The sequence below is a fragment of the Camelimonas sp. ID_303_24 genome (assembly GCF_053543495.1).
On the sequence record NZ_JBLLJM010000013.1, the window covers coordinates 14,608 to 39,180 of the forward strand.

22 protein-coding genes are annotated in these 24,573 nt (G+C 68.3%); 13 read left to right on the forward strand and 9 right to left on the reverse strand.

Annotation, left to right across the window (positions count from 1 at the left end; translation table 11 throughout):
* Position 1: 1 nt before the first annotated feature.
* Positions 2 to 1,261 carry an efflux RND transporter periplasmic adaptor subunit gene (locus tag ACERNI_RS12705; protein ID WP_448833789.1) on the reverse strand — a complete coding sequence of 420 codons (1,260 nt, stop codon included), beginning with the start codon at positions 1,259 to 1,261 and terminating at the stop codon, positions 2 to 4.
* Positions 1,262 to 1,272: 11 nt separating this feature from the next.
* Entirely contained in the window at positions 1,273 to 2,784 is a 1,512-nt protein-coding gene (locus ACERNI_RS12710; RefSeq protein WP_448833660.1) for an efflux transporter outer membrane subunit, read from the reverse strand.
* 201 nt (positions 2,785 to 2,985) lie between these two features.
* Between ACERNI_RS12710 and ACERNI_RS12715 the strand changes: the two genes are divergently transcribed.
* From ACERNI_RS12715 to ACERNI_RS12730, 4 genes are all read left to right on the forward strand, one after another.
* On the forward strand, positions 2,986 to 3,168 hold the full coding sequence (locus ACERNI_RS12715) for a hypothetical protein (RefSeq protein WP_448833661.1): 183 nt from the start codon (positions 2,986 to 2,988) through the stop codon (positions 3,166 to 3,168).
* Between the two features lie 369 nt (positions 3,169 to 3,537).
* Positions 3,538 to 4,641 carry a methionine ABC transporter ATP-binding protein gene (locus tag ACERNI_RS12720; protein ID WP_448833662.1) on the forward strand — a complete coding sequence of 368 codons (1,104 nt, stop codon included), beginning with the start codon at positions 3,538 to 3,540 and terminating at the stop codon, positions 4,639 to 4,641.
* Positions 4,631 to 5,296, forward strand: a complete 666-nt coding sequence (locus ACERNI_RS12725; protein WP_448833663.1) for a methionine ABC transporter permease — start codon at positions 4,631 to 4,633, stop codon at positions 5,294 to 5,296. Before ACERNI_RS12720 ends, ACERNI_RS12725 begins: the two co-directional genes overlap by 11 nt.
* A 144-nt stretch (positions 5,297 to 5,440) precedes the next feature.
* Entirely contained in the window at positions 5,441 to 6,286 is an 846-nt protein-coding gene (locus tag ACERNI_RS12730; RefSeq protein ID WP_448833664.1) for a MetQ/NlpA family ABC transporter substrate-binding protein, read from the forward strand.
* A gap of 45 nt (positions 6,287 to 6,331) precedes the next feature.
* Here the strand turns inward: ACERNI_RS12730 and ACERNI_RS12735 are convergent, their stop codons facing one another.
* Both ACERNI_RS12735 and ACERNI_RS12740 read right to left on the reverse strand, forming a co-directional pair.
* Positions 6,332 to 8,110, reverse strand: coding sequence for an ABC transporter ATP-binding protein (locus ACERNI_RS12735; RefSeq protein ID WP_448833665.1), 1,779 nt, complete (start codon positions 8,108 to 8,110; stop codon positions 6,332 to 6,334).
* A gap of 168 nt (positions 8,111 to 8,278) precedes the next feature.
* Positions 8,279 to 8,662 (reverse strand): VOC family protein, encoded by a 384-nt coding sequence (locus ACERNI_RS12740; protein WP_448833790.1) that lies wholly within the window; start codon positions 8,660 to 8,662, stop codon positions 8,279 to 8,281.
* 153 nt (positions 8,663 to 8,815) lie between these two features.
* Here ACERNI_RS12740 and ACERNI_RS12745 point away from each other — a divergent pair, with 153 nt between their 5' ends.
* On the forward strand, positions 8,816 to 9,418 hold the full coding sequence (locus ACERNI_RS12745; protein ID WP_448833791.1) for a TetR/AcrR family transcriptional regulator: 603 nt from the start codon (positions 8,816 to 8,818) through the stop codon (positions 9,416 to 9,418).
* Positions 9,419 to 9,497: 79 nt separating this feature from the next.
* Here ACERNI_RS12745 and ACERNI_RS12750 read toward each other — a convergent pair whose 3' ends face one another.
* Entirely contained in the window at positions 9,498 to 10,937 is a 1,440-nt protein-coding gene (locus ACERNI_RS12750; protein WP_448833666.1) for an MFS transporter, read from the reverse strand.
* Between the two features lie 120 nt (positions 10,938 to 11,057).
* Entirely contained in the window at positions 11,058 to 12,698 is a 1,641-nt protein-coding gene (locus ACERNI_RS12755; RefSeq protein ID WP_448833667.1) for a glucan biosynthesis protein, read from the reverse strand.
* Between the two features lie 876 nt (positions 12,699 to 13,574).
* On the opposite strand from ACERNI_RS12755, the gene ACERNI_RS12760 reads away from it, so the two are divergent.
* Both ACERNI_RS12760 and ACERNI_RS12765 read left to right on the forward strand, forming a co-directional pair.
* Positions 13,575 to 14,723, forward strand: coding sequence for a type III PLP-dependent enzyme (locus ACERNI_RS12760; protein WP_448833668.1), 1,149 nt, complete (start codon positions 13,575 to 13,577; stop codon positions 14,721 to 14,723).
* A gap of 170 nt (positions 14,724 to 14,893) precedes the next feature.
* Positions 14,894 to 15,490: a GNAT family N-acetyltransferase gene (locus ACERNI_RS12765; RefSeq protein WP_448833669.1), complete on the forward strand. Its 597-nt coding sequence runs from the start codon at positions 14,894 to 14,896 to the stop codon at positions 15,488 to 15,490.
* A 76-nt stretch (positions 15,491 to 15,566) separates the two neighbouring features.
* Here the strand turns inward: ACERNI_RS12765 and ACERNI_RS12770 are convergent, their stop codons facing one another.
* Positions 15,567 to 16,367, reverse strand: a complete 801-nt coding sequence (locus ACERNI_RS12770; protein ID WP_448833792.1) for a creatininase family protein — start codon at positions 16,365 to 16,367, stop codon at positions 15,567 to 15,569.
* Positions 16,368 to 16,712: 345 nt separating this feature from the next.
* Here ACERNI_RS12770 and ACERNI_RS12775 point away from each other — a divergent pair, with 345 nt between their 5' ends.
* From ACERNI_RS12775 to ACERNI_RS12795, 5 genes are all read left to right on the forward strand, one after another.
* The gene (locus tag ACERNI_RS12775) at positions 16,713 to 17,699 is read left to right on the forward strand and encodes an ABC transporter substrate-binding protein (RefSeq protein WP_448833793.1); all 987 of its coding nucleotides are present in this window, start codon (positions 16,713 to 16,715) and stop codon (positions 17,697 to 17,699) included.
* Between the two features lie 46 nt (positions 17,700 to 17,745).
* Positions 17,746 to 18,486: an ABC transporter ATP-binding protein gene (locus ACERNI_RS12780; RefSeq protein WP_448833794.1), complete on the forward strand. Its 741-nt coding sequence runs from the start codon at positions 17,746 to 17,748 to the stop codon at positions 18,484 to 18,486.
* On the forward strand, positions 18,483 to 19,265 hold the full coding sequence (locus ACERNI_RS12785) for an ABC transporter permease (RefSeq protein WP_448833670.1): 783 nt from the start codon (positions 18,483 to 18,485) through the stop codon (positions 19,263 to 19,265). The genes ACERNI_RS12780 and ACERNI_RS12785 overlap by 4 nt, the downstream gene beginning before the upstream one ends.
* Positions 19,266 to 19,422: 157 nt before the next feature.
* A complete protein-coding gene (locus tag ACERNI_RS12790) occupies positions 19,423 to 20,250 on the forward strand; it encodes a MarR family winged helix-turn-helix transcriptional regulator (RefSeq protein ID WP_448833671.1) in 828 nt (275 codons plus the stop codon).
* Positions 20,251 to 20,479: 229 nt separating this feature from the next.
* On the forward strand, positions 20,480 to 21,436 hold the full coding sequence (locus tag ACERNI_RS12795) for a 2-hydroxyacid dehydrogenase (RefSeq protein WP_448833672.1): 957 nt from the start codon (positions 20,480 to 20,482) through the stop codon (positions 21,434 to 21,436).
* A 135-nt stretch (positions 21,437 to 21,571) separates the two neighbouring features.
* Here ACERNI_RS12795 and ACERNI_RS12800 read toward each other — a convergent pair whose 3' ends face one another.
* Positions 21,572 to 21,829 (reverse strand): hypothetical protein, encoded by a 258-nt coding sequence (locus tag ACERNI_RS12800; protein WP_448833673.1) that lies wholly within the window; start codon positions 21,827 to 21,829, stop codon positions 21,572 to 21,574.
* A 457-nt stretch (positions 21,830 to 22,286) separates the two neighbouring features.
* On the opposite strand from ACERNI_RS12800, the gene ACERNI_RS12805 reads away from it, so the two are divergent.
* A complete protein-coding gene (locus ACERNI_RS12805) occupies positions 22,287 to 23,480 on the forward strand; it encodes an amidase (RefSeq protein WP_448833674.1) in 1,194 nt (397 codons plus the stop codon).
* Between the two features lie 14 nt (positions 23,481 to 23,494).
* On the opposite strand, the gene ACERNI_RS12810 is transcribed toward ACERNI_RS12805, so the two are convergent.
* Positions 23,495 to 24,544, reverse strand: a complete 1,050-nt coding sequence (locus ACERNI_RS12810; RefSeq protein WP_448833675.1) for a nickel/cobalt transporter — start codon at positions 24,542 to 24,544, stop codon at positions 23,495 to 23,497.
* Positions 24,545 to 24,573 lie beyond the last annotated feature (29 nt).

Consider the following 24,573-nt stretch of genomic DNA (forward strand, 5'->3'; position numbering starts at 1 on the left):
CTCACAGCCCCATGGGCGGGCGGCGACGGGCGCCGGGGCCGCCAGGGCCGCCCTGGCGCGCGGCTGTAGCGCCCGCGCCGTCGCCGGCGATGACCAGTTCGCCTTCCTTCAGGCCTTCGCGCACCTCGGCGGTGACCTTGTCGTTCAGGCCGATCTTCACGCGCCGGCGCTCCACGGCGCCGTCCATGTCCAGCACCCGCACGACGAAGCCGCGCTCCGCCGAGCCGTGAATGGCTGCGGAGGGGATCGTCAGCACGCCCTTTGCCTGGCCCAGCACGATATGGGCGTTGGCCGTCATATAGGTGCGCAGGCTGCCGTCCGGATTGGGCACGTTGAAGACGCCATTATAGTAGATCGCGGTGTTGGACGTACTGGACGATGAGGCGGAGCTGGAGGTGGTGATGCTCTCGTCGGAACGGATGGAATCCGGGGCTGGATCAATCGATTCCAGCGTGGCGTCATAGCGTCGGTCCGGCGCGCCGATGATCGAGAACTGCACCTTCTGGCCCGGGCGCACCTTGACCACATCCGCTTCCGAAATCTCGGCGTTCACGGTCATGGTGTCGAGCTGGCCGAGGATCACGATGGTGGGCGCGGTCTGGATCGAGCTGACCGTCTGGCCTTCCTGGGTGACCACCGCCAGCACCGTGCCGTCGATCGGCGCGCTGATGCGGGTGTAGCCGAGGTTGGCGCGGGCGTCGTCCACGGCCACCTTGCCGGAGAGGATCTGCGCCTCCAGGGCGGCGATCTGCGCCTTTGTCGTGTCCACATTGGCCACGGCCGTGTCGTAGTCGATGCGCGACACGGCGTTGCGGGCGACCATTGTCTGCTGGCGCGCCAGGTTCTGCTCGTAGAGCTTCAGGGTCGCGATTTTCTCGTCGCGCTGGGCGCGCAGGCGGGCGAGGTCAGCCTCGGCGGTGCGCAGCTTGTTTTCCTGGGTGATCGAGTCGATCTGGGCGACCAGATCGCCCTTCTTCACCCGGTCGCCCACCTTGAACTTCACCGAAAGCACGCGGCCGCTGACCTGGGCGCCGACGGCGACCAGTCGCGCCGGCTTCAGCGTGCCGGTGGCGAGTACGGTTTCATCCACGTCGCCGCGCGTCACCGGCGAGGTGAGGTATTTCGGCGCCTCGGGCTTCGCCGGGAAAAGATAACGCCAGGCCAGCGCGGCGAGCCCCAGCAGGACCAGAAGAACCAGCGCCTGTCTGATGCGATGGCGGGAGCGCGGCGGTTGCGTCCTGCGCGCCGCCGGCTGCGACATGTCTGGCTGGCTCACGGGCGGCTTCCGTTGACGTTGATGAAATGGGGGCCGGTGTTGTGGTCGACGATCACCGGACGGGAGGCGTCAACCAGGCCGTTCCAGCCGCCGCCGAGCGCCTTGTTGAGGCTCACCCAGGCCAGCGCGCGGGTGACGCGGCTGTCGACGAGGGCGCTTTCCGCGCTGTAGGCGGAGCGTTCTGCGGTCAGCACGTCGAGGAAGCTCACATTGCCGGATTGATAGAGATCGCGGGACAGGCGCAGCGCCTCCCCGTAACTGCGGGCGGAACTGGCCAGTTTGGCGATGCGCACGCCTTCCTGGTTCAGGCTGACAAGGGCGTTCTCCACCTCTTCCAGCGCATTGAGCACGGAGGCCTGCCAGGCGATGAAGTTCTGGTCGCGCTGCGCTTCGGTGATCTGCACGGCGGCGCGCAGCTTGCCGGCGTTGAACAGCGGAACGGACAGGGTGGGGCCAAAGGCCCAGCTGACGGACGAATTGCGCCCCAGATCGCCGAGCCGCGCCGCCGATGTGGAAATGTCGCCTGTCAGGCTGATGGACGGGTACTGCGCCGCCGTCGCCTGGCCGATGAGGGCCGTCGCCTGGGCGAAGCGCCGCTCGGCGAGGCGCACGTCCGGCCGGTTGACCAGTACTTCGGCCGGAATGCCGGTCCGCACCCGCCATGTGGGCGAGGGGATCGGGGCGATTTTTCGGAGCGCGTCGGCGAGCGCGGATGGCGGCTGCCCCGAGAGCACCGAAAGGCGGTTGATGGTCTGGGTGAGGCCGGTCTCGAGCGTCGGGATCGAGGCCTCGGTGCTCGCCGCCTGGCCAGTGGCGTTGGCGACGTCGAGCGCCGTGGCGCCGCCCGCCGCCAGCCGCGTGCGGGTCAGGGCCTCGGTTTCGCGCTGCGATCTGGCGGTGCGCTGCGCCAGGGCGATGCGGGCCTGGTAGCCGCGCGCCTGCACATAATTCGAGGCGATATCGCCGATCAGCGCCAGCAGGGTGTTGCGCAGATCATCGGTCGCAGCGTCCAGACCATATTGGGCTGCCTCCACAGCGCGACGATTGGCGCCGAACAGGTCGATTTCCCAGCTGGCGCTGGCGAGGCCGCGCACATTGTTGACCGGCCGCGTCGCGCCCGCCTGGCTGCGGCCGGCGGCGCCTGAGCCATTGACCTCGGGGAACAGTGCGCCGACGGCCTGGTCATAGCTGGCGCGGGCTTCGCGCACGCGCGCCTTGGCGGCGGCGACATCGAGGTTGCCGGCGACGGCGCCGTCAATCAGGCGGTTGAGCGTGGGGTCGCCGAGCCGCGTCCACCATTCGGCCAGTTGCGGCGTTCCCGCCCTGGTGGCGGTGGACTTGCCGGCGCCGCTCCACGCGGCGGGCAGGGCCATGCTTGCGCCGTTGTAGTCCGGGCCGACGGCGCAGCCAGCCAGCGTCGCCGCGCAGGCGAGCGCGACCATGCGCCCCGCCAGGGCGCGATGCCGGCGGCGGCGTGTGACGGACGGTGACGGGGCGATCAACGCCATGAACATCTTTCACAAACAGGCGGGACAGGCATGGGGCGGATGCGGGCTCCGGATGGCGCTGCGGTGTCCATTATCAACGGAGCCACGCCAGGAAAATCCCCTTCGCCGCAGCTGGATTTCGTCCATGGTGTTGAAGTTATGTCGTTTATCCGGGCGATGTCGTGAGCGCCCGGCTGGGTGTGCATGATCTGGAGGTCCGCCATGGCGTTTCTGTGGCTGGAATGTTTCCCATTGCAACTGGCGACCGGAGCCACGCCGGCTCCCAATCCAACCGGCAAGACCGTTTTGGGGAATCAGCCTGACGATTCAGCCATTGTTAACCGGAAGCGTCGGGCGGCGCCATTTGGCGCGGGCCAAACGCGCATCCAGGTCCACATCCTCTGATGGGCGCGTCCCCTTGCAGGCGCCCCTGGCGGGCGCGCCTGCTTCCAGGCCAGGGAAAATTATTCTGCGAACCGCGTTATCAAGAAATAACATATTAAAATGTATTTATTGACAAATAACAAATAATGAAGTGTATTTAGAGGGCGCCGCAGCCACATGACCGCCGCGACCCTTTCTGGCGGTCAGGCGCGCGGCGCGCCAGTCTGCATTTGGGAGCAATCGTCGTTGCCTGGGGGCGCTGGTCCGGACAGGTCGCGGATGCGCCGGGCGCGCTGGCTTCACCGAAATTTTTCCCGAGGCGCGGCGCGCCTTTACCCGCAACGGCGTCAGCCCCGGCCGCCAGGCGGCTTTTGCGAGGACCGGATGAACATGTTGTCGCCAACTGCCCCGCTGGAGAGGGGCGTCGCGCCGTCCCTGCCGCCCGGCGATGCTCTGGTGCGCTTCGAAGGCGTGCGCAAGGTCTATCCGCCCCGCGCCGGCGGCGACGCTTTCGTCGCGCTCGATCACATTGACCTGTCAGTGGGGCGTGGCTCGGTGCTTGGCGTGATCGGCCGCAGCGGCGCCGGCAAGTCGACGCTGATCCGTCTGGTCAATGGTCTGGAGAAGGCCAGCGCCGGCAAGGTGATTGTCGATGGCGTCGACATCGCCGGCATGGGCGAGCGTGAATTGCGCGGCGTGCGCCGCTCCATCGGCATGGTGTTCCAGCATTTTAACCTGCTGTCGTCGCGCACTGCCTACGACAATGTGGCGCTGCCGCTGGAGATCGCCGGCGTCTCCGCCGCCGACATCCGCAAGCAGGTGGAGCCGCTGCTGGAACTGGTGGGCCTCGCCGACAAGCGCGACCGCTATCCGGCGGAGCTCTCGGGCGGGCAAAAACAGCGCGTCGGCATTGCCCGCGCCCTCGCCACAAGGCCCAAGGCGCTGCTGTCCGACGAGGCGACCTCGGCGCTGGATCCCGAAACCACCCGCTCCATCCTCGATCTGCTGGGGTCGATCAACGCGGAACTGGGCCTGACCATTTTGCTGATTACCCATGAAATGTCGGTGGTGGCGCGCATCGCCCGCCAGGTGGCCGTGCTCGACGCCGGCCGCATCGTCGAGCAGGGCGATGTCTACGACGTGTTCACCCGTCCGCGGCATGCGACGACCAGGTCGTTCCTTGGCGCCGTCAGCGGCCAGAAGTTGCCCGGCTGGCTCGCGGATCGTCTGCACGCCGATGCGCGGCCCGGCGACCAGGCCGTGGTGCGCGTGGTGTTTCGCGGCCCGATCGCCACCGATCCGCTGGTGTCCGGCCTCGTGAAGACCCATGGCGTGGACGTGAATATTCTTTCCGGTGCGGTGGATGAGGTGGCTGGCCGCCCATTCGGAACCCTGGTGCTCGGCCTGCCGGCCGATCCGGCGCCGCTGACGCTGGCGCTGGCCTGGTTCGCCGGCCATGGACTGGACGCGGAGGTGCTTGGTCATGTCGGCTGATATCGCCTGGCTCATTTGGGAAGCCACCCTCGACACCGTCTGGATGGTGGCGATCGCCATGATCATCGCCACGCTGGTCGGCATTCCCCTCGGGGTGTTCCTCGCCACCAGCGGCAGGGGCGAACTGCTGGCGGCGCCGCTGCTGAACCGGGTGCTTGGCCTGGTCGTCAACGCCACGCGCTCGACGCCGTTCATTATTCTGGTGGTGGCGATCATTCCGTTCACCCGGCTGGTCGCCGGCACGTCCATTGGCACGAAGGCGGCGATCGTGCCGCTGACCATCGCCGCCACGCCGTTCATCGCCCGCCTGATCGAGACGGCGATCCGCGAGGTCGATCAGGGACTGGTGGAGGCGGCGCGCGCCATGGGGGCGACGCCCCTGCAGATCGTGCGTAAGGTGCTGCTGCCCGAGGCCATTCCCGCCATCGTGCTGTCGCTGACGCTCGCGGTGGTGTCGATGATTGGCTACTCGGCCATGGTTGGCGCCGTGGGCGGCGGCGGCCTTGGCGACCTCGGCATCCGCTACGGCTACCAGCGCTTCATGCCGGATGTGATGCTGGCTGTGGTGGTCGTGCTGATCGTGCTGGTGCAGGGGGTGCAGAGCATCGGCGACTGGCTGGCGCGGCGGCTCAACCGGCGCCTGCGCCAGGGCTGACATTTGCCCCGCTCTCGCAAGCGCTCCGTTTTCCTCAAGCGCTCCATTCTCCTGGTCCTCCCGCTGCCCTGGTGTTCCCAGGGCCGGGGGGCCTTGATGCCTGAAGACCAGATACATGAAGATCAGATAACTGGAGGGAAGTGTATGAATCCGTCAGCCCGGGCGGCGCGCGCCGCCGGAACAACCCGCCGCGCCGCGCTCGCCATGCTTGCCGCAAGCGTCATGTCTCCGGTCATGTTTCCGGGAGCAGCGGGGGCGACAGCCGATGCGCCCGCCGTGGTGCGCGTTGGCGTTGTGCCGGGGCCGGATGTGGAGATTCTCGAACAGGTCAGGAAAGTCGCCGCCGGGCGCGGGCTCAAGGTCGAACTGGTCCAGTTCAGCGACTATGTCATCCCCAACCAGGCGCTGGCCAGCGGCGAGATCGAGGCCAACGCCTTCCAGCACCAGCCTTATCTGCAGGCCCAGATCGCCAGGGCCGGCTGGCAACTGGTGAAGGCCGGCGAAACCATCACCTCGCCCCTGGGGCTTTATTCCACCCGTCACAAATCCACTGACGCCATTCCCGCCGGCGGGACCATCGCCATTCCCAATGACCCGACCAATGGCGGCCGGGCCCTGCGCCTGCTGGCGGATCGCGGCCTGTTCCGCCTGAAAGACGGCGAAACCGTCGCCGCCACCACGCGCGACATCACCGACAATCCGCGAAAGCTGAAGATCATCGAACTGGACGCGGCGCAGATCGCCCGCAGCCTGCCGGATGTGGACGCCGCCGCCATCAACGGCAATTACGCCGTCGAGGCCGGGCTCGATCCGGTGCAGGGGACGCTGGCCCGCGAGGATATCAACGGCCCCTGGGTGAATATCATCGCGGTGCGGGCGGCGGACGCCGGAAAGCCCTGGGTGAAGACGCTGGTTGGCGCCTATCAGAGCGACGAAATCCGCCAGTTCATTCTTGCGCGCTACAAGGGCGTCTACATTCCCGCCTGGTAACGTCTTGCCAGGTAATGTCTTGCCTGGCGCGCCCAGTAAGGCCCCTCAGCGGATGACGGAGCCGCTCTGGTGTTCGAACAGGGCGCGGTAGACGCCGTCCGGTCGCCGCGCCAGGTCGTCGTGGGGGCCTTCCTCGACGATGCGCCCCTTGTCGAACACCAGGATCCGGTCCATCTCGCGCACGGTGGAAAGCCGGTGGGCGATGACCAGCGAGGTGCGCCCCTGCATCAGCCGCTCCATGGCCTGCTGGATCATCAGCTCCGATTCTGAATCGAGGCTGGAGGTGGCCTCGTCGAGAATCAGGATCGGCGCGTCGGCGAGAAACGCCCGGGCGATGGCCACCCGCTGGCGCTCGCCGCCGGAGAGCTTGACGCCGCGCTCGCCCACCAGCGTGGCGTAGCCGCGCGGCAGCCCCATGATGAACGCGTGGGCGTTGGCCTGCTCCGCCGCGCGCTCGATGGCGGCCATCGAGGCGCCAGGGCGGCCGTAGGCGATATTCTCGGCGATGCTGCGGTGAAACAGGATCGGCTCCTGCTGCACGATGGCGATCTGGGCGCGCAATGACTGCTGGGTGACGTCGGCGACGTTCTGGCCGTCGATGACGATGCGCCCGCCGGTGACGTCGTGCAGCCGCTGGATCAGCTTGACGAAGGTGGTCTTGCCGGAGCCGGAGCGGCCGACCAGGCCGACGCGTTCGCCGGCGGCGATGACCACATTGAGATCCTGGTAGAGTGGCGTGACGTGGTCGCCATAGCGGAAATCCACGTGCTCGACGCGGATCTCGCCGTGGGGCGCGGCGAGCGCCGGGGCGCCTGGCCGGTCCTTCACATCCGGTTGCAGGTCGTGCAGGCGGACCATTTCCTCCATTTCATTCACGGCGCGCTGGAAATGGTTCACGTGCTGGCCGATGTCGCGCAGATAGCCGTTGAGCATGAAATAGGTGGTGAGCACGTAAGCCACGTCGCCGGGCGAGGCCTGGCCGCGATGCCACATCCACAGGGCGCCGCCGGTGACAACAGCGCGCAGCAGCCACAGCATGGCCATCTGGCCGGTGCCGATCCAGGTGAAGCGCATCCAGGTGCGCCAGGTGCGGCGATGCCATTTGCCGACCACGTGGGCGAGGCGGGCGTCCTCCCGGTGTTCGGCGCCGAAGGCCTTCACCACCGCGTTGGCGCCGATGGCGTCGGCCAGCACGCCGCCCATGCGGGTGTCCCAGGCGTTGGAAAGCCGCGCCGCCGGCGCGATGACGCGCGTCGCCAGCAGCACCGTGGCGCCGATATAGATGGCGGCGCCAGCCCCCATCAGCAGGCCAATCAGCGGCCAGCGCCAGGCCAGCAGCGCCACGGCGCCGACCAGCACCACCACCGACGGCAGCAGGAACATCAGCAGCACGTCGTTGAGCGAATCCAGCGCCCACATGCCGCGGGTGATCTTGCGGACGACGGAGCCGGAGAAACTGTTGGCGTGCCAGTTCGACGAAAACCGCTGCACCCGGGCGAAGCTTTCCCCGGCCACGTCGCGCATCATGCGCAGGGTGAACGGCACCACGCCCCACCAGGCGAGATGGCGCAGGCCCACGGTGGCGAGGCCAAGCAGGGTCATGGCGGCGAAGGCGTAAACCGCCGCCTGCGTCGCGCCTTCTCCGGCCGTCAGCGCGTCGATCATCCGCCCGGCATAGACCGGGGCGAAAATCTCGGTGAGGGTGGCGAGGCAGACGGACAGGCCAAGCGAGGCCGCCAGCCAGCCCTGCCGGCGCCAGTGGGCAAAGGTGAAGCTGAGGACGCTACGCAGGGCGGCGTCATTTCCGCGACGTTGGGTTTCCATGCGACCTCTGGAGCGTTTCGCCGGCATTCCGGTTCGGGGCGGCCTGGCGCGCAGGCGCGGCGCCCGCCGGACGCAGCCTGCGCCGGCGGGCGAATCCCGAAGCATTTTAGTGCACTTTTCCGGCGACGCCGAGGTCACAAACGGTTCAGTCGCGACGTAACGCGGCGGTCACTGGTCCTTATACAGCGCCGCGAACGCTTCCGATGGCGGGATCGGCGTGATGACGTCGATCAGCACGCCGTCCGGCGCCGCCATGATAAAGTGGCGCTGGCCGAAATCCTCGTCGCGCAGGGGCAGCACGATCTCGGCCCCGGCCGCCGCCAGCCGCGCATGCACGGCGTCGACGTCGGCCACTTCGAAATTCAGCAGCAGGCCAGCGGCGCGCCCGCGCCCCATGGCGGGAATGGTGTCGTGATCGCCATGCAGGATGGCCAGATTGACGTTGCTGTCGCCGGTGGCCTGCAGGTGAACATACCAGTCAGCCGCGAACAGGGGACGGAAACCAAACATGTCCTGGTAAAATGCGGCGGTGGCGCCGACGTCGGCGGTCATCAGCACCGGATAGAAGCTGGTGAGAGCGAGCGGGGCGTGGTCAGCGGCGGCGCTGCTGGCGGGGTGGCCTGTAGCTTGGCTCATGGCGTTTCTCCTGGTGGACGGCCGTGGCGGCAATGATTATCATATAACATACATACAGAATGTTTGTAAATAATGGAGACATTGATGCGGCGCAGCAACGAGGCGCGATCCGGCGCCATGCGGACGGCGCTGATGGCGGCGGGGCGGGAGATTTTTGTCAACGCGGGTTTTGCCGCCGCGACAACGCCGGCCATCGTGGCCGCCGCCGGCGTGACGCGCGGCGCGCTGTATCACCACTTCGCTGACAAGACGGCGCTGTTCGGGGCGATTGTCCGGGCCGAGGCCGCCGCCGTCGCGGCGGCGATCGACGCGGCGACCGTCGCCTGCGATGACCCGCTGGAGGCGCTGCGCACGGGTGGGCGGGTGTTTTTGCAGGCGATGACGGCGCCAGGCCGCGCCCGCCTGCTGCTGGTGGACGGGCCGGCGGTGCTGGGGCCGGAGACCATGGCCGCCATCGACGCCGCCACGGGCGGCGCAACCCTGGGCGCCGGACTGGCGGAGGCCATGGCCCAGGGGCTGCTGCGGCCCCTGCCGCCCGAGGCGACGGCGCAGGCGCTCTCAGCCGGCTACGACCGCGCGGCGCTCGCCATTGCCGGCGGCGCGGATGTCGATGTCTGGATCACCGTGATGGACGCCCTGCTGGAGGGATTGGCGACGCGCCGCCTCGCCTGAGCATGTCCCTGACGCCAGCGCTGCATTGCTGGTCGCAGGTCTGGTCAGGCGCAAGTTGCCGCGAGCGGGAGGGCGGCGATCAGGACGCGCGGGCCTTCCCCGCAGCCGGGCGGGTGGCGCGCCGCACGGTGAACAGGCACAGCAGCGGCGCGATGGCGAACGCGCCGAACAGCCACAGGGCGGCGGCGGCGGTTCCGGCCGCGCCGCCGGGGTTGGTGAGGCCGGCGAGGTTGACGACCATGCCGGCGAGCGCCGCGCCCGAGGCGGTGGCGAACAACTGCACGGTGGTGAGCGAGGCCGAAGCCACCGCTTCTTCGCCTGGTGGGGCCAGTTGCAGCACCCGCGTCAGCAGATGCGGCCAGGCGAGGCCAACGCCAACGCCGACCATGAGCATGGCCACGCACAACGGGGCCATGGCCAGCCATGATCCTGAACTGCCCGGCGGAACCAGAATGGCCAGCATGACCATGCCAATGAGGCCGGGCAGCGGCGCGAAGCGCAACTGGCGGCGCATGCGCTGGCCGGTCGCGCCGGAACCGCCGATCGAGCCGAGGGTCCAGCCGGCGCTCATCGCCGCCGCCAGATAGCCGGCGACCAGCGGCGTCTGGCCATGCAGGGTTTGCAGAAACAGCGGGATGAAGATCTCGCTGCTGGTCACCATGATGCTCAGCAGCATCATCGAGGCGTAAACCGCGCCCAGCGCCCCGCGTGGGCTGAAAGAGCCTGTGGGCAGCAGGCGGCGTGACGCCGGTTTCTCGATGACGGCGATCAGCGCCACCAGGATCAGGGCGACGAGCGCGCCCGCCACATTGGCCCAGGCGGCCTCCATCACGCTGCCGGCCGAAATCGCCATGACCGATGCGGTCAGCAGCAGGATCTGCAGCATCGGCGCGCCGCCGGCGCCCGACGATCCGGACACGGCGTCGCGCGCTGGCAGCGCCAGCGCCGCCAGCGCGCCAAACATGATCGCCGCCGGGGCCAGCGCCCAGAACGAGGCGCGCCACAGCCCATACTCCGCGAACACCCCGCCAACCGCCGGGCCGATCAGGGTGGCCACGCCCCACATGCCCGAGACCAGGGCGATGCCGCGCGGCCACAATGCTTCATCGAACACGATGCGGATCATGGCGTAGGAGAGGGCGAGCAGGAAACCGCCGCCAATGCCCTGGACCACGCGCCCGGCCAGCATGGCGGCCATGGAGGGGGAAAAGCCGCAGGCCAGCGATCCGGCCGCGAAGATCACGGCGCTGAGCAGATAGGCGGCGCGCGGGCCGCACCGCTCCAGCAGGCCAGGCGAAACCGCCGCCGCCAGGATCGACGCGATGATGAACAGCGAGGTGTTCCAGGCGTAATAATCGATGCCGCCGATGTCGGCGACCACCGACGGCAGGATCGTCGTGGTGATGTAGACGTTGATGGCGTGCAGCGCGACGCCGCCGGCGAGCGCCAGCGCCAGAACGCCATTGCGGCCGCCCAGCAACGCGCCCCATCCAGGCGCCCGCGCGTCAATATCGCTCATGTGTCCGGTCCCGGCGCGGCGCTGCCTGAAAGCAGGCAACGGGCGGCGTGGCTCCCTGTTTGATCGCAACGTCGCGACGGGCAAGGCCCCTGGAGCCTGTCCGCCGCGCTATCGGGCGCGTTATTCAGCGCGCCAGGGGAATATCCAGGTTTCGGTCAGCGCCTTGTTGTCGGCGCGCAGGAACACGCGCACGTCGACGGTCTGGCCGGGAGGCGCCTCCACGTCGACGCCCGCGCGAAAACCGCCGACCTTCGGGTTGGGGGCGATGAAGGTGCGCAGGATGCGGCCGCTGGAGGCGGAGGCGTCCACTTTCACCCGGTCCGGCGCCTTCAGCCAGTAGGGCAGCTCGCCGCCGGCGAAGTCCACCATCAGGCGGCGGGTGTTGGGGTGCAGCGGCTCGGCCGAACCGAGAGCCCGGGGCGCCGACTGGAAGCTGTTGATGGCCTGGCCGCCCGCATGCATGCCGTCGGTCGCGCCGACAGCGGTGATGGAATAGCGGTAAATCAGTTGCTGGCCCGGCCCGACCGCCTCCTTCGGCGCCCAGGCAACGACGATATTGTCGTTGGTCTCGTCCGACGTGGGCAGTTCGATCAGTTCGACGCGGCCCTCGCCCCAGGGATTGCGCGGCTCGACCCAGTAGCCGGGGCGCCGTTCATAGGCGATGTCGAGATCCTCATAATGTTCGAACACCCGGTCGCGCTGCATCAGCCCGAAGCCGCGCACATTGCTCTCGGTGAACGACGAGATCGACGGCGCGCGCGGGTTGTGCAGCGGGCGCCAGATCCACTCGCCCGAGCCGGAATGGATCAGCAGGCCATCGGAATCGTGCACTTCCGGCCGGTAGTCATCGGTGAAGCGACGGTCGTTCTCGCCAATGAAGAACATCGATGTCAGCGGCGCGATGCCGATTTTCTCGATGGTCTTGCGCGGGAACAGCGTCGCCTCGACGTCGACCACGGTCTGTTTTGCCGGATAGATATTGAACTGGTAGGCGCCCGACACGGACGGGCTGTCGAGCAGGGCAAAGACGGTCACGCGGCTGTCGTCGCCCTTGCGCACATCGACCCAGAACTCGCGGAACGCCGGAAACTCCTCCTGGCCGCCGGCGTTGATGGCGAGGCCGCGGGCTGACAGGCCGTAGACCTGGCCCTGGCCGAGGAAGCGGAAGTAGCTGGCGCCGATGAAGGAGATCAGCTCGTCGCGAATGGTCGGATCATTGAGCGGATAATGCAGGCGAAAGCCGGCGAAACCGACGTTCACCGGCAGCGGCTTGGCGAATTTGTTCTGGCCGAAATCGAACATCTGCGGCGAATAGGGAACCGGCGTGGCGACCCCGTCGCGGATGATGTTCACGGTCACCGCGTGCTGGAACAGGAAGCCGAGGTGGAACATCTGCATGCGGAAATTCGTGTCGGAATTGCCGAGCAGCGCCTTGTCCGGGCGGAAGCGGATGTCGCGCCACTGGTCAAAGCCGAGTTTGGCCAGCGCTTCCGGCGCCTGGGAGGGCTTCTCGACGAAGGGCAGCGCCGCCAGTTCCCGGGCCCGCTTGATGACGTCGCCATAGCCGAAGGGCGAGAGGCCGGCCTCCTTCATCGCCGCGTCGGCGCGCGCAGGATCGTCCGCAGGCTGGCCGCCGGCCGCCGGCCGGGAGCCGGCTGCCTCCTTCGCCGTGGCGGCGGTGGCGGCGAACGTCGCCAGGGCGACGAGACCTTCAACGAAACTTCTGCGCGAGAATGTCGACATACTGACCCACTGGTTCATGGCGCGCGCCGGGCGGAGAAACATGCGGAGAAGCATTCTGCCCGGGGTCCGGTCCTGTGGCCGGAGCGACGCGTAACGATGCGTGATGATGCGTGATGTTGTGCGGCGATCATAGCCGCTTCCTCACGTGGCGGAATGGCGGCGCCGGCTCATGTGAATGGCAATCCCGTCTCCTCTGGCTGCCGTATCGCGCGATTCGGCGCAAAACGGGTTTCATCTGGGGCGCGGAGCGATTTCCTGGCCGAAACAGGGGCCTCGAAACCCCTCGGGCCTGTCCCGGATGGGCGTTTTTTCGCCTGATGACCGCCGTTCGCGTCGGTTTTGTGTTTTTTTGCCGATCCAGGCCGCTCCGGGGCAAAAAAACCTTGCCACCCCGGGCCATGGGTCCTATCTCACCCCTTGCCCAATTTCGCACGTGCCTGTGGCCGCGTGCCGGTTGGTGGGTATCCGGACAAGAGGCCGGACAGCCGCCCGGAGTTTAAAGGGTCGATCGACGCAAGGTGGGAAACCTGCGTTGGCGGCCCCGGTTTCGACCGGACTCCAACATCAAACCGGCAGCCGGAGGCGAAACCGGCGAACCCCGCTCTCCACGGGGGACGCAGCTTAAAGCAACGACGGAACGGGCTTTTTTGGTCTCGCCGACTCTCCAAAGGTTGGCGCCGAAGAGGCTTGTCCATCATTGCCGCGCGTGCGGACCGGGGACTCCCCAGTTCGAACCAAGGCAGCACGGTCGGTAGAGAACTGCTGTTCCGCTCGCGTCTCCACAGCGCGCCGGAGCGCGATTCTTCATCCGCATCTTGCCGAACGCCACAAGAGCCGACGCTCCAGGAAGCCGACGCTTCAGGCGTTCCACCAGCTGTGTGGGGAGATACGCTTATGACCCAGCGTATTCGTGAGTTCCTGCGTAACCGCCGTGAAGATGGTCCGTGCATGGTGCTGGACCTTGAGGTCGTGCGCGACAATTATTCCAAGTTCGCCGTGGCTTTGCCTGATGCGCGCGTGTTCTACGCGGTGAAGGCCAATCCGGCGCCGGAAGTGCTGCACATGCTCGCCAGCCTCGGCTCATGCTTCGACACTGCGTCGGTGCAGGAAATCGAGATGGCGCTGGCCGCTGGCGCCACCGCTGACCGCATCTCCTTCGGCAATACCATCAAGAAAGAACGCGACATCGCCCGCGCTCTCGCGCTCGGCGTGCGCCTGTTCGCGGTCGACTGCCAGGCGGAGGTCGACAAGATCGCCCGCGCCGCCGCCGCCGCCGGCATCGGCGACGCGAAGGTGTTCTGCCGCGTGCTGTGCGACGGCGCCGGGGCCGAATGGCCGCTGTCGCGCAAGTTCGGCTGCGACCCGCAGATGGCGCCGGACGTGCTGGAGCACGCCCACCGTCAGGGGCTGGAAGCCTATGGCGTGTCGTTCCACGTCGGCTCCCAGCAGGGCAACACCGAGGCATGGGATGCGGCGCTGGCCATGGCCGCCGACGTGTTCCGCGCCTGCGGCGAGCGCGGCATTATCCTGTCGATGGTCAATCTCGGCGGGGGGTTCCCGACGAAATATCTGAAGGACGTGCCGGCGGTCGAGGCCTATGGCAGTTCGATTTTCAACGCGCTGCGACGACATTTCGGCAACCGCATCCCCGAGACGATCATCGAGCCTGGCCGCGGCATGGTCGGCAACGCCGGCCTGATCGAGACCGAGGTGGTGCTGGTGTCGAAGAAGAGCGACGCCGATGAGGTGCGCTGGGTCTATCTCGACATTGGCAAGTTCGGCGGCCTGGCTGAAACCATGGATGAATCGATCCGCTACCCGATCCGCTCCGAGCGCGATCAGGACGGGGAGAAGGCGCCGTGCATCCTGGCCGGTCCGACCTGCGACTCGGCTGACGTGCTGTACGAAAAGCAGCCTTACATGCTGCCGGTCAGCATCGAGATTGGCGACAAGCTGCTGATCGAGGGCGCGGGCGCCTACACTACCACTTATTCGGCGGTGGCGTTCAACGGCTTCCCACCCCTGAAATCCTACGTCATCTGACGCGGATTTGACGGCTGGCCCCGGGGCCAGCCCACCCGGACAACCGGCTGTTCCTGCCCCCAGCGCCATCCCGCGCTGCGGGCTTTTTCACACGCGCCCGTATCTGGACGGGCGCTGCATGCCCCTTTTCTCCGCCCGGCCACGCCGGCGGCATGTGCAGGAATGGCGCCATGATCTGCATTGGCGATGAAACTCTCTTCGATGTGGCGGCGCGCGAGGCGTTGCTCGACGTGGCCATGGGCCCCGATCGCAAGCTGAAATCCAGCGAGCGGCTGCGTGAAGGCCAGAACCCGGCTGACGGCCTGGCGCTGGTCGCCCGCGACATTTCAGAAGACGGCCCGGCCCGGCTCGCCGGCACGGTGCGGCTGTGGCACGTGCTGGCCGGCGGCAAGCCCGCCCTGCTGCTCGGTCCGCTGGCCGTGGCGCCGGAGCGGCAGAGCGACGGCGTTGGCGGCGCACTGATGCGCGTGGCCATCGCCCGCGCCCGCGCGGCCGGCCATGGCGCGATCCTGCTGGTTGGCGATCCGGAATATTACGTGCGGTTCGGTTTCTCCGCGTCAGTGACCGCGGGGCTGGCCATGCCAGGCGCCTATGAGCAGCGCCGCCTGCTGGCGCTGGAGCTGGTTCCCGGCGCCATGGCTGGCGCCGCCGGCATGATTGCCGCGCCGGATGTCGTGGCCAGCGATGACGCCCTGGAGGCGGGCGTCGTTGCCCGCGAAAGCGGCGCGCTTCGATGGGGCGCCGATCTGCTTCCCCACGCAGCCTGACGTCTCAGGCGTCGCCGCCGGCAAATGTTCCTGACGACGGGCGCAGAAATTCCGCGCCCGTTTTCGTATGCTCCCCTTACAAAAATCCTGGCCGGCTGCGGGTTCCGTCGCCCAGTTCGAAACGGGCGATTTCGCCAAGCAGCCGGACGAAGGCCGCCGCCGCATGGGCCGCCGCCGCTTCGCCCTTGTCCGCCGTGGCGCGGCTGGCGTCGCCCATGGCGCCGGAGGGATGCAGATCCTGCGCCAGCCAGCTGAACCCGGCGGGGCGGTCGGCGCGCAGCAGTTCGTAGTCCTGCTCAAGCGCCAGGCTGGCCGGGGCGAAGTTCTCCGCCCGCTCCATCCGCACCAGATCGGGCCGGAAGGCCAGCATCAGCGAGGTTTCGATCTCGCCGCCATGGATGCCGTGGCGGATCTCCTGGACGTCGAACAGGCCCTCCGGGTAGCCAAAGCGCTGCCAGGAGGTCTGGACCACCAGCATGTTGGCCTCGGCGCGCATGGCGCGGCCCACCACATCCATCACCGGGCTGTTGCCGCCGTGGGAGGACACCAGAACCAGCTTGCGGAAGCCGGCGCGGCTGACGCCGATGGCCAGCTCCCGCCAGGCGCGAATCGCCGTTTCCGGCGCCAGGGTCAGCGAACCAGGAAAGGCGATGTGCTCGGTGGACAGGCCAATTTCCTGCACCGGCAGCAACACGGTGAGCGGGACGGTTCCCTCCGGCGCGGTTTCGATGCGGGCGCGAACCCGCTCCAGCATGCCCTCCATGATCATGGCGTCGACGCCGGTGGGCAAATGCGGGCCATGCTGCTCCACCGCCGCCAGTGGCAGCACGGCGACGGCGTCGGCCATGGGGGCGGCTCCGAAGGCCTCCGCCGGCATCTCGCGCCAGAGGCGGCTGCGGATCAGGGGCGCGGCGCGGGTGTGTGGCACGGCGGGGCTTTCCTTCATCAGTATTGCGAGCGCCGGCGGCGCGGCGCATTCTGCGGCGATCCTGCGATCCGCCCGCATCGGGGCGGCAGGATACCGTAACGGCCGCGCGGCGGGAAACAGGCCGGACAGGCAGGGGGCGGGGTGAACATGGCGTCTGGACAATTACCCATGGCCGGGCCTGGCGCGGCTGGTCGCCGGACGGGCGTTTTCTGGCGGGCAAGCGCTTCCGGCATGTGGCGGCTTCACGCCGGCGTCATTCTGGCTCCGCTGGGTCCGGTCCGGTTCGTTCTGGCCATGTTCGCCCTGGCGGTCGCCTGCCTTGCCAGCCAGGCGCCGGCAGCGGCGGCCGAGCTGCGAAAGGTGCGTTTTGGGACCAACTGGCTGGCCCAGGCCGAGCATGGCGGCTTCTATCAGGCGCTGGCGGACGGCACTTATGCCCGATACGGCCTCGACGTCAGCATCATTCCCGGCGGGCCGCAGCACAACAACCGCTTGCTGCTGGCGGCGGGACGGCTGGATTTTTACATGGGCGGCAACATGTTGCAGCCGTTCTCGGCCGTCGCGGAGGGCATTCCGGTCAAGGTGGTCGCGGCGATTTTCCAGAAAGACCCGCAGGTGCTGATGTCGCGCCCGGGGCAGGGGCTGGACGCCTGGGACGATCTGAAGAAGGCGCGGATTTTCGTGGGCCGCGAAGGATTGGCCTCCTATTTCCAGTGGCTGAAGGCGGAGCATGGTTTCCGGGAGGAAAACACCCGGCCCTACACCCACAATCTGGCGCCGTTCCTTGCCGATCGCGGTTCGGTCACCGAGGGCTACGCCACGTCCGAGCCGCTGGCGGTGGAAAAGCAGGGCGGTTTCAAGCCCAATGTTTTCCTGCTGGCCGACCATGGCTTTGACACCTATTCCACCACCATCGAGACGCGCGCCGATGTCATCGCCAGCAACGCAGATCTGGCGCAGCGCTTCGTCGACGCCTCGATCCTTGGCTGGCGAAATTATCTGCACGGCGACCCGTCCGCCGCCAATGCACTGATCCTGAAAGACAATCCGGACATGACCCAGGAGCAGATCGATTTTTCCCGGGCGCGCATGAAAGAATATGGCCTGGTGGAATCGGGCGACGCCCTGAAGCTGGGCATCGGCGCCATGACCGATGCGCGCATGGAGAGCTTCTTCCGGCGCATGGCGAAGGCGGGTCTGTACAAGCCGGACCTCGACTGGCGCGCCAGCTACACCCTGCAATTCGTCAACAGGGGCGTCGGGCTTGAAACCAGACCATGAGCAGAACGCCAGGATTCGCGAGACGTCTCGCGAGGCGCTGGTGCGGATGCAGGACGTGGCGCTGGCCTGGGACAATGGCGTCACGGCGCTGGACGGGCTGACGCTGGACGTGCGGGCCGGCGAGTTTCTGGCAATTCTTGGCCCTTCCGGTTGTGGAAAATCGACGGCGCTGCGGTTGATGGCCGGGCTGTTGACGCCAACGCGCGGCCTTGTCCGGCGCGATGAAGGGCTGGCGGCGACAGGCCGCGTCGGTTTCGTGTTCCAGGATCCGACGCTGACGCCGTGGTCGCGCGCCCTCGCCAATGTGCGCCTGCCGCTGGATCTGGCCGGCGTCGCCCGGGCCGAGGCCAGTGAGCGGGCGGCGGCGATGCTGGCGCTGGTGGGGCTGGCCGGATTTGAGCGGGCGTGGCCGCATGAGCTTTCAGGCGGCATGCGCATGCGGGTTTCCATCGCCCGCGCCCTCGCCACCCATCCGGATCTGCTGCTGATGGATGAGCCGTTCGCCGCGCTGGACGAGTTCACCCGGGCGCGGCTCAACGACGATTTGCTGGCGTTGCGGGCGCGGCTTGGCTTCACCGTCGCCTTCGTCACCCATTCAAGCTGGGAAAGCGTTTATCTGGCGGATCGCATCGTCGTCATGACCGCCCGGCCAGGGCGCGTTCTGGATGAGGTCAGCGTCACGGCCCCGCCCGGTCGGGGCGCGTCGTTTCGCGCCAGCGCCGCCTACGCCAGCCAGTGCGCCGCCGTGCTCGCCAGGGCGGCGGCCGCCAGCGGGGCCGCCGCATGAGCGGCCGTGCGCCCGGGTTCGCGCCGGCGCTGCGCCTGCTGACGCCGCTGCTGACCGGCTTCGCCGCGCTGGCGCTGTGGGAGTTTGTGGTGCGCTGGCAGGCGATTCCATCCTACATCCTGCCCGCCCCGACGCAGGTGTTGCAGACCCTGTGGAGCGATCGGGCGATCCTGCTGCCGGCGCTCGGCGTCACGCTGTTGACCACGGCCAGGGCCCTGGCGCTGGCCGTGGCTGGCGGCGTGCTGCTGGCGCTGCTGTTCTCCCGCTCGCGGTTGCTGTCGGCGGCGCTGTATCCGTTCGCGGTGGTGTTGCAGGTGACGCCGGTGATCGCCATCGCGCCGCTGTTGCTGGTCTGGCTGGAGCCTGGCTCCGCCGTGCTGGTCTGCGCTTTTCTCGTCGCTTTTTTTCCGGTGCTGTCCAACACCGCCGCCGGTTTGCAGGCGGTCGATCCTGGTCTCGATGAGCTGTTCCGGCTTTATGGCGCCAGTCGCTGGCAGCGGCTCGTGCGGCTGGAGGCGCCGACCGCCGCGCCGCATTTCCTCGCCGGCCTGCGCATTGCCGGAGGCCTCGCGCTGATCGGCGCCATCGTCGCCGAAATTGCCGCTGGCGCGGCGGGGCAGGGCAGCGGCCTGGCCTGGCGCATCGTCGAGGCCGGCTACCGGCTCAACATCCCGCGCATGTTCGCGGCCCTGCTGCTGATTTCGGTGAGCGGCGTGCTGATCCACGCTGGCCTGTCGCTGCTGACGCGGCTGCTGCCGGGCCAGCGTGGGGTAGCCTGATAAATGTGATGGCTGCAACCAGGTTTTCGTCGTCGCCGCCGTTTTCACCGCACTGTCAATATGTTCATAATAGCTGTCCAAGGATGGGCTGGCTGGAGGCAGTGGCGCGCGGCGCGCAGTTGCTTCGCCGGACATGGTTTCTGGAGGCATTATGGCCGTGAGCAAGCCAGTCAAGACAGCCGGCGACGCGTCGCCTGGCGCGCCGGCCAGCGCCGCATCGCGGAAAAAGTCCGGCAAGGCCAGGGCTGCTGAAGTGAAGACTTCTGAAATGAAGGCTTCTGAAGTCAGGAGTTCGGAAACCAGGGCCCCGCAGGCCAAAACCCTGCAAGACAGGCCCTCGCAAACGAAGGCGCTCGTGGCGAAGGCGCGCCCGGCCGGGGAATTGCCGGCCGCGCCCCGCGAAACCGGGAAGCCCGTGGCCAAAGCGGCCGCCAGGGGCGAAAGCCAGCAATCCGCCGCCAGCGTGGAGCCCGGGCGCGCGGACGCGCCCGTGAGCGGCCAGGCCATGCACAAGAGCGTTGGCTGGGCGCTGACGGTGCTGGCGCGGGTGCACCGGGTCGAGCTTGGCGAGCGGCTGGCGGCGCTTGGCCTGTTTCCTGGCCAGGAGCAATTGCTGCAGGCGCTGCACGATCATCAGGCCATGACCATGGGGGCGCTGGCCGAACTGATGCGGGTGCGGCCGCCGACGGCCTCGAAGGCGGTGGCGCGGCTGACGGCCCAGGGCCTGGTGGAGCGCGCCGGCGGCGCGGCTGGCGACGGGCGGCTGGTGCGGGTGCGCCTGACGGAGGAGGGCTACCGGCGGGCCGCGACGCTGGCGGCGATCTGGAGCGACGCGGAGCAACGTTTGCTGGCCGGGTTCGACCCGCGCGAACGCAAGAAATTGCGCAAGTTCCTGCGTCGGGCCGCCGACAATTTTCACCATGATCAGGAGGGCGGCGCGCCGGCCAATGGCCAGGACGCGCCGGCCGACAATCGCGCTCCCTGAGGCTCATGCGATAATCTGGCCGGGATTCGGGCAAGGTTCCCGACCGTTTCTCCCACAAGCCATATCCGGCTCTGCCCGGGGCTGACCCGGTGAAACGCGGACCGGCAAGGCCGTCCGCCGGCGAAACCGGGCGCAAGGCGCCCGCTCTCCCAGGCGCGCCGCCGCGCCAGCCAATGTCACAGGCCGTTTCAGCCCACATGGAGTTGAGACGTCCTTCTCTGGAGATGTCATGTCCCGTCCCGAAGTACTGCTGGTCAGCCCGATGATGCCCGCGCCGCTACAGGCGTTGCAGCAGCGTTGCCAGGTGCACGATTTGCGCGCCGCGGCCGATGCGGAGGCGCTGCTGGCGGAGGTGGGGCCGCGCGTGCGCGCGGTCGCCGGCTTCGGCGGCGTCAGCGCCGGGCTCATCGGGCGGCTGCCGGCGCTGGAGATCATTGCCAATATCGGCGTTGGCTATGATGGTGTCGACGTGGCGGCGGCGGCGGCGCGCCATGTGGTCGTCACCAACACGCCCGACGTGCTGACCGACGAGGTGGCTGATCTGACGCTCGGGCTGCTGATCGCCACGGTGCGCCGCATTCCCCAGGCCGACCGCTTCCTGCGTGACGGTAAATGGCTGCAGGGTGCGTTTCCCCTGTCCGCTTCGTTGCGCGGCAAGACCGTGGGCATCCTCGGCCTTGGCCGCATTGGCGAGGCCATCGCCGCCCGTTGCGCCGCCTTTGGCCTGACCATCGAATGGCACAGCCGGCGTCCGCGCCCGGACATAGCCTGGCGCTGGCGCGAAAGCCCGGTCGCCCTGGCGCAGGCCTGCGATTTCCTGATCGTGGTGGCGCCAGGCGGCGAGGCCACGCGCAATCTGGTCAACGCGGAGGTGCTGGCGGCGCTGGGGCCGCAGGGCGTGCTCATCAATGTGGCGCGCGGATCCGTGGTGGACGAGCCGGCGCTGGTGCGCGCCTTGCAGGACGGAACGATTGCCGCCGCTGGCCTCGATGTGTTCGCCGATGAGCCCCGCGCGCCTGACGCGCTGGTCGCCATGGACAATGTGGTGCTGCTGCCGCACGTGGGCTCGGCGTCGGTCGATACCCGCAACGCCATGTCGCAGCTGGTGGTGGACAATCTGTTCAGCTGGTTCGATGGCGCGGGTCCGCTGACGCCCGTGCCCGAAACGCCGTGGAAGCGCGCCTGACCAGCGCCGCAGCCCCGGGAGCGGCGAGTGTTGTGGAGCGGCGCGCGGTCACTCTGGACCGCAAACTGCTCCAAATTTTCCGTGTTCTGAGTGAATTCTGGTCGACCAGCCGGTTCCAGCTGACCGGAAAGCGCCCTAGCGCCGGATGATTGGCTCGACCTTGAGGCCGGCGCGGACAAACTTCACCATGCCCCAGATGGCGATGGCGGCGAAGATGGCCATGAAGGCGTATTCGATGGTCGTGCCCAGATCGAGCAGGCCGGCCAGGGCCCAGCCGCCAGCGATCGCCGCGCCGATCACCTCGACGCCCACCAGCACGGTCAGCGAACCAAGGGTGACCAGATTACGCCAGTTGACGCCGCCGGAACCTGCCGTCGCGTTTGTGTTCGCCACCTGTCGTCTCCTGTTGCTGCGCGATCGCGCCAAACCATTGTGCTGATTACCCCATGGGGCCGCCCAATGTCTATATTTGGTCGCAGGCGGCGTTTGCAATGATGGGCAGTCCGGCGTTCTGAAACGGTGCTGCGGCTGCGCGGTTTGCGGCGCACGCATGGGCGTTGCCCGCTGTCGGGTCTTAAGCTGAAGCGCCGGGGGCTTTATGCTTGCGGCGACGGGGAGGCTCATGCTGATACCAAGGCCCGGTGAGCTTGACTCACCGGGCCTTGGTGAAGCCCGTGCGGCGCTTGAGCAATTCAGAATGCGGATGCGTCAGCATCTTCGCATTCTGGTATGAGCAGGGGAGCCACGTCCGGCAGCCCGGGATCAATGGGCTGACCGCGCAACGCATCAGGTCTGGCGGGCCCTGTCCGCCGCCAATCACTGACGACCAGGCAAGGAACCAGGACCGCCCATGCGCGAGGACCCCTTCAAAGCTTTCATGCCCTATCCCGAGGCGCCGGCGCCCTTCGCGCCGGATGGCGCGCTCCGGGACCTTTCTTTCGCCGTCAAGGATGTGATCGATGTGGCCGGTTATCCCACGGGATGCGGCAATCCGGTGAAGCTCGCCGCGTCAGGCGTGCGGACGAAAACGGCGCCGGTCGTGCAGGCCCTGCTCGATGCGGGCGCGCGGTTCGCGGGCAAGACCCAGACCGACGAATTCGCCTATTCGATTTTGGGGCGCAACATCCATTTCGGCTCGCCGGTCAATCCGGCGGCGCCCGGCCGGATTTCCGGCGGCTCGTCGTCCGGTTCGGCGGTGGCGGTGGCTGCGGGCCAGGTCGATTTCGCGCTGGGCACCGATACGGCCGGATCGCTGCGCGCGCCGGCTTCCTATTGCGGCGTGTTCGGCATTCGCCCCACCTGGGGGCGGGTGGACAACGCCGGCGTGGAGCCGCTGTCGCCGAGCTATGACACGGTGGGCTGGTTCGCCCGCCGCGCCGAAACCCTGGCGGCGGTTGGCGATGTGCTGCTGGGCGATGATCCGGCGCCGTTGCCGGGCGCGGCGCGCTTCCTTGTGGACCGGGCCTGCTTTGGCCTGGCGCGCCCCGACGCGGCGGCGGCGCTTGAGGTGGCGTTGCGCCGCGTGGAGTTGCGCCTCGGCTGCTTCGACATTGCTGCTGCGGCGCCCAATCTGGACAATTTGTGCTGGGCGCTGCGTCATCTGCAGTCCTGGGAAGCTTGGGAAGCCCACAAGAGCTTCATCGAGCGCCATGCGCCGCCGATGAACGCCTCGCTGGCTGAACGGTTTGCCTCGGGCAAGGACGTCACCGAAACGCTGCTGGCCGATTCACGCGCGCTCGCGGCGCGCTTCCGCAATCATCTGGCCGAGTTGCTGGGTGAAGGCGCCGTGCTGGTGCTGCCGACCATGCCGTCGCCGCCGCCATTCCTGGCCGAGGCGGAAGCCTCGATGGAAGATTTCCGCAACCGCACCCTGCGGTTGATGTGCCCCTCCAGCCTGTCCGGTTTCCCGCAGGTCACCATTCCCGTGCACGATGGCGAGACCGGGCCGCTCGGCCTGTCGCTGCTCGGCCCCGCCGGCTCCGACCGCTCGCTGATCCAGCTTGCCGCCCGCGTCGCCGAGGCGGTGCGCGAACGCATCGCCTGAGAACGGGCGAGGCCTCAGCTGGCGCCGGAGATCTGGAGGCCAGAGATCTGGAGGCCGGCGAGCAGGGCGAGGCCGGTCACCAGCACGAAGGCCGCGGCAAGCAGCTCCAGCGCCGCCATCGCCCGCGCGCCGCCCATGCCGCCGCCGCCGGCCAGCCGTAGCGCCAGCCGCTTGGCGAACACGGCCAGCGCCGCGATGGCTCCGGTGGTGAGCGCCGTGCCCAGCGCCATGGCGAAGGTGGCGGCAACGCCCGCCGCCAGCGCCCGTTGCGACAGGGCGAAGGCCAGCACGATCAGCGCGCCGGAGCAGGGCCGCACGCCGGCGGCCAGCACCACGCCGGCCATGGCCCGCAGATCGCGGGCGCGGTCCACCGCATCCGGCCCCGGCATGTGGGCGTGGCCGCAGTCAGGCCCGCAACTGGCCGCGAGCGGTTGGGAGCCGCCGAGGTTTGCCAGCGCGCCGGCCTTGCGCCAGGTCAGCGCCAGCCCGAGCAACGCCACCAAAGCGAAGCTGACCAGCTCCACCACCGTTGTGCTGTATTTCACCATGGCGACGGTAGCGTTGAACGCCAGCGACAGGGTGAGGGCGAGGGCCACGGCCACCACAGCCTGAAGCATGGCGGCGGCCAGGCTGAGCGCCGCGCCGCGCGCCAGGGTGCGCTCATTGGCGACGAGATAGCCCGAGATCACCGCCTTGCCATGCCCCGGCCCCGCCGCGTGAAACACGCCATAGGCGAAGCTGACGCCGAGCAGGCCCCACAGGCCGGCGCCGCCGCTCGAAAAGGCTTGCAGGCCCTGGGTCAGCGCCCGGTAAAACGCCGATTGCATGGCGATGATGACGGCGCCGATGCGCCCGCCCGCGGCGGTTTCCGCCATGCCGCCGGCAAACGGATTGCGGGGTGGCGGCGGAGCGGCCTGGGTGAACGCCAGCGCCAGCAGGGCGAGGCCGCCGGAAACGAAAGCCACGGCGATCGCCATAAGCAGCATGCGCCGGGCAAGGCGGCTCCATGGCCTGCTTTCCCCAGACTGGCCGGCGGTGGCCCTGTCGGGCGGGGCTTCAGTCATTGGCGGCAGTCATTGGCGGCGTTTGGCCA

What these genes read in the sequence shown, in the direction of transcription:
- ACERNI_RS12765 (WP_448833669.1), top strand. Translation starts at nt 14,894, where the DNA reads ATGATCTGCATTGGCGATGAAACTCTCTTCGATGTGGCGGCGCGCGAG.
- ACERNI_RS12735 (WP_448833665.1), bottom strand. Translation starts at nt 8,110, where the DNA reads ATGGAAACCCAACGTCGCGGAAATGACGCCGCCCTGCGTAGCGTCCTC.
- ACERNI_RS12760 (WP_448833668.1), top strand. Translation starts at nt 13,575, where the DNA reads ATGACCCAGCGTATTCGTGAGTTCCTGCGTAACCGCCGTGAAGATGGT.
- ACERNI_RS12775 (WP_448833793.1), top strand. Translation starts at nt 16,713, where the DNA reads ATGTTCGCCCTGGCGGTCGCCTGCCTTGCCAGCCAGGCGCCGGCAGCG.
- ACERNI_RS12730 (WP_448833664.1), top strand. Translation starts at nt 5,441, where the DNA reads ATGAATCCGTCAGCCCGGGCGGCGCGCGCCGCCGGAACAACCCGCCGC.
- ACERNI_RS12785 (WP_448833670.1), top strand. Translation starts at nt 18,483, where the DNA reads ATGAGCGGCCGTGCGCCCGGGTTCGCGCCGGCGCTGCGCCTGCTGACG.
- ACERNI_RS12780 (WP_448833794.1), top strand. Translation starts at nt 17,746, where the DNA reads ATGCAGGACGTGGCGCTGGCCTGGGACAATGGCGTCACGGCGCTGGAC.
- ACERNI_RS12705 (WP_448833789.1), bottom strand. Translation starts at nt 1,261, where the DNA reads ATGTCGCAGCCGGCGGCGCGCAGGACGCAACCGCCGCGCTCCCGCCAT.
- ACERNI_RS12715 (WP_448833661.1), top strand. Translation starts at nt 2,986, where the DNA reads ATGGCGTTTCTGTGGCTGGAATGTTTCCCATTGCAACTGGCGACCGGA.
- ACERNI_RS12750 (WP_448833666.1), bottom strand. Translation starts at nt 10,937, where the DNA reads ATGAGCGATATTGACGCGCGGGCGCCTGGATGGGGCGCGTTGCTGGGC.
- ACERNI_RS12755 (WP_448833667.1), bottom strand. Translation starts at nt 12,698, where the DNA reads ATGAACCAGTGGGTCAGTATGTCGACATTCTCGCGCAGAAGTTTCGTT.
- ACERNI_RS12795 (WP_448833672.1), top strand. Translation starts at nt 20,480, where the DNA reads ATGTCCCGTCCCGAAGTACTGCTGGTCAGCCCGATGATGCCCGCGCCG.
- ACERNI_RS12770 (WP_448833792.1), bottom strand. Translation starts at nt 16,367, where the DNA reads ATGCCGGCGGAGGCCTTCGGAGCCGCCCCCATGGCCGACGCCGTCGCC.
- ACERNI_RS12740 (WP_448833790.1), bottom strand. Translation starts at nt 8,662, where the DNA reads ATGACCGCCGACGTCGGCGCCACCGCCGCATTTTACCAGGACATGTTT.
- ACERNI_RS12710 (WP_448833660.1), bottom strand. Translation starts at nt 2,784, where the DNA reads ATGGCGTTGATCGCCCCGTCACCGTCCGTCACACGCCGCCGCCGGCAT.
- ACERNI_RS12720 (WP_448833662.1), top strand. Translation starts at nt 3,538, where the DNA reads ATGTTGTCGCCAACTGCCCCGCTGGAGAGGGGCGTCGCGCCGTCCCTG.
- ACERNI_RS12725 (WP_448833663.1), top strand. Translation starts at nt 4,631, where the DNA reads ATGTCGGCTGATATCGCCTGGCTCATTTGGGAAGCCACCCTCGACACC.
- ACERNI_RS12805 (WP_448833674.1), top strand. Translation starts at nt 22,287, where the DNA reads ATGCGCGAGGACCCCTTCAAAGCTTTCATGCCCTATCCCGAGGCGCCG.
- ACERNI_RS12810 (WP_448833675.1), bottom strand. Translation starts at nt 24,544, where the DNA reads ATGACTGAAGCCCCGCCCGACAGGGCCACCGCCGGCCAGTCTGGGGAA.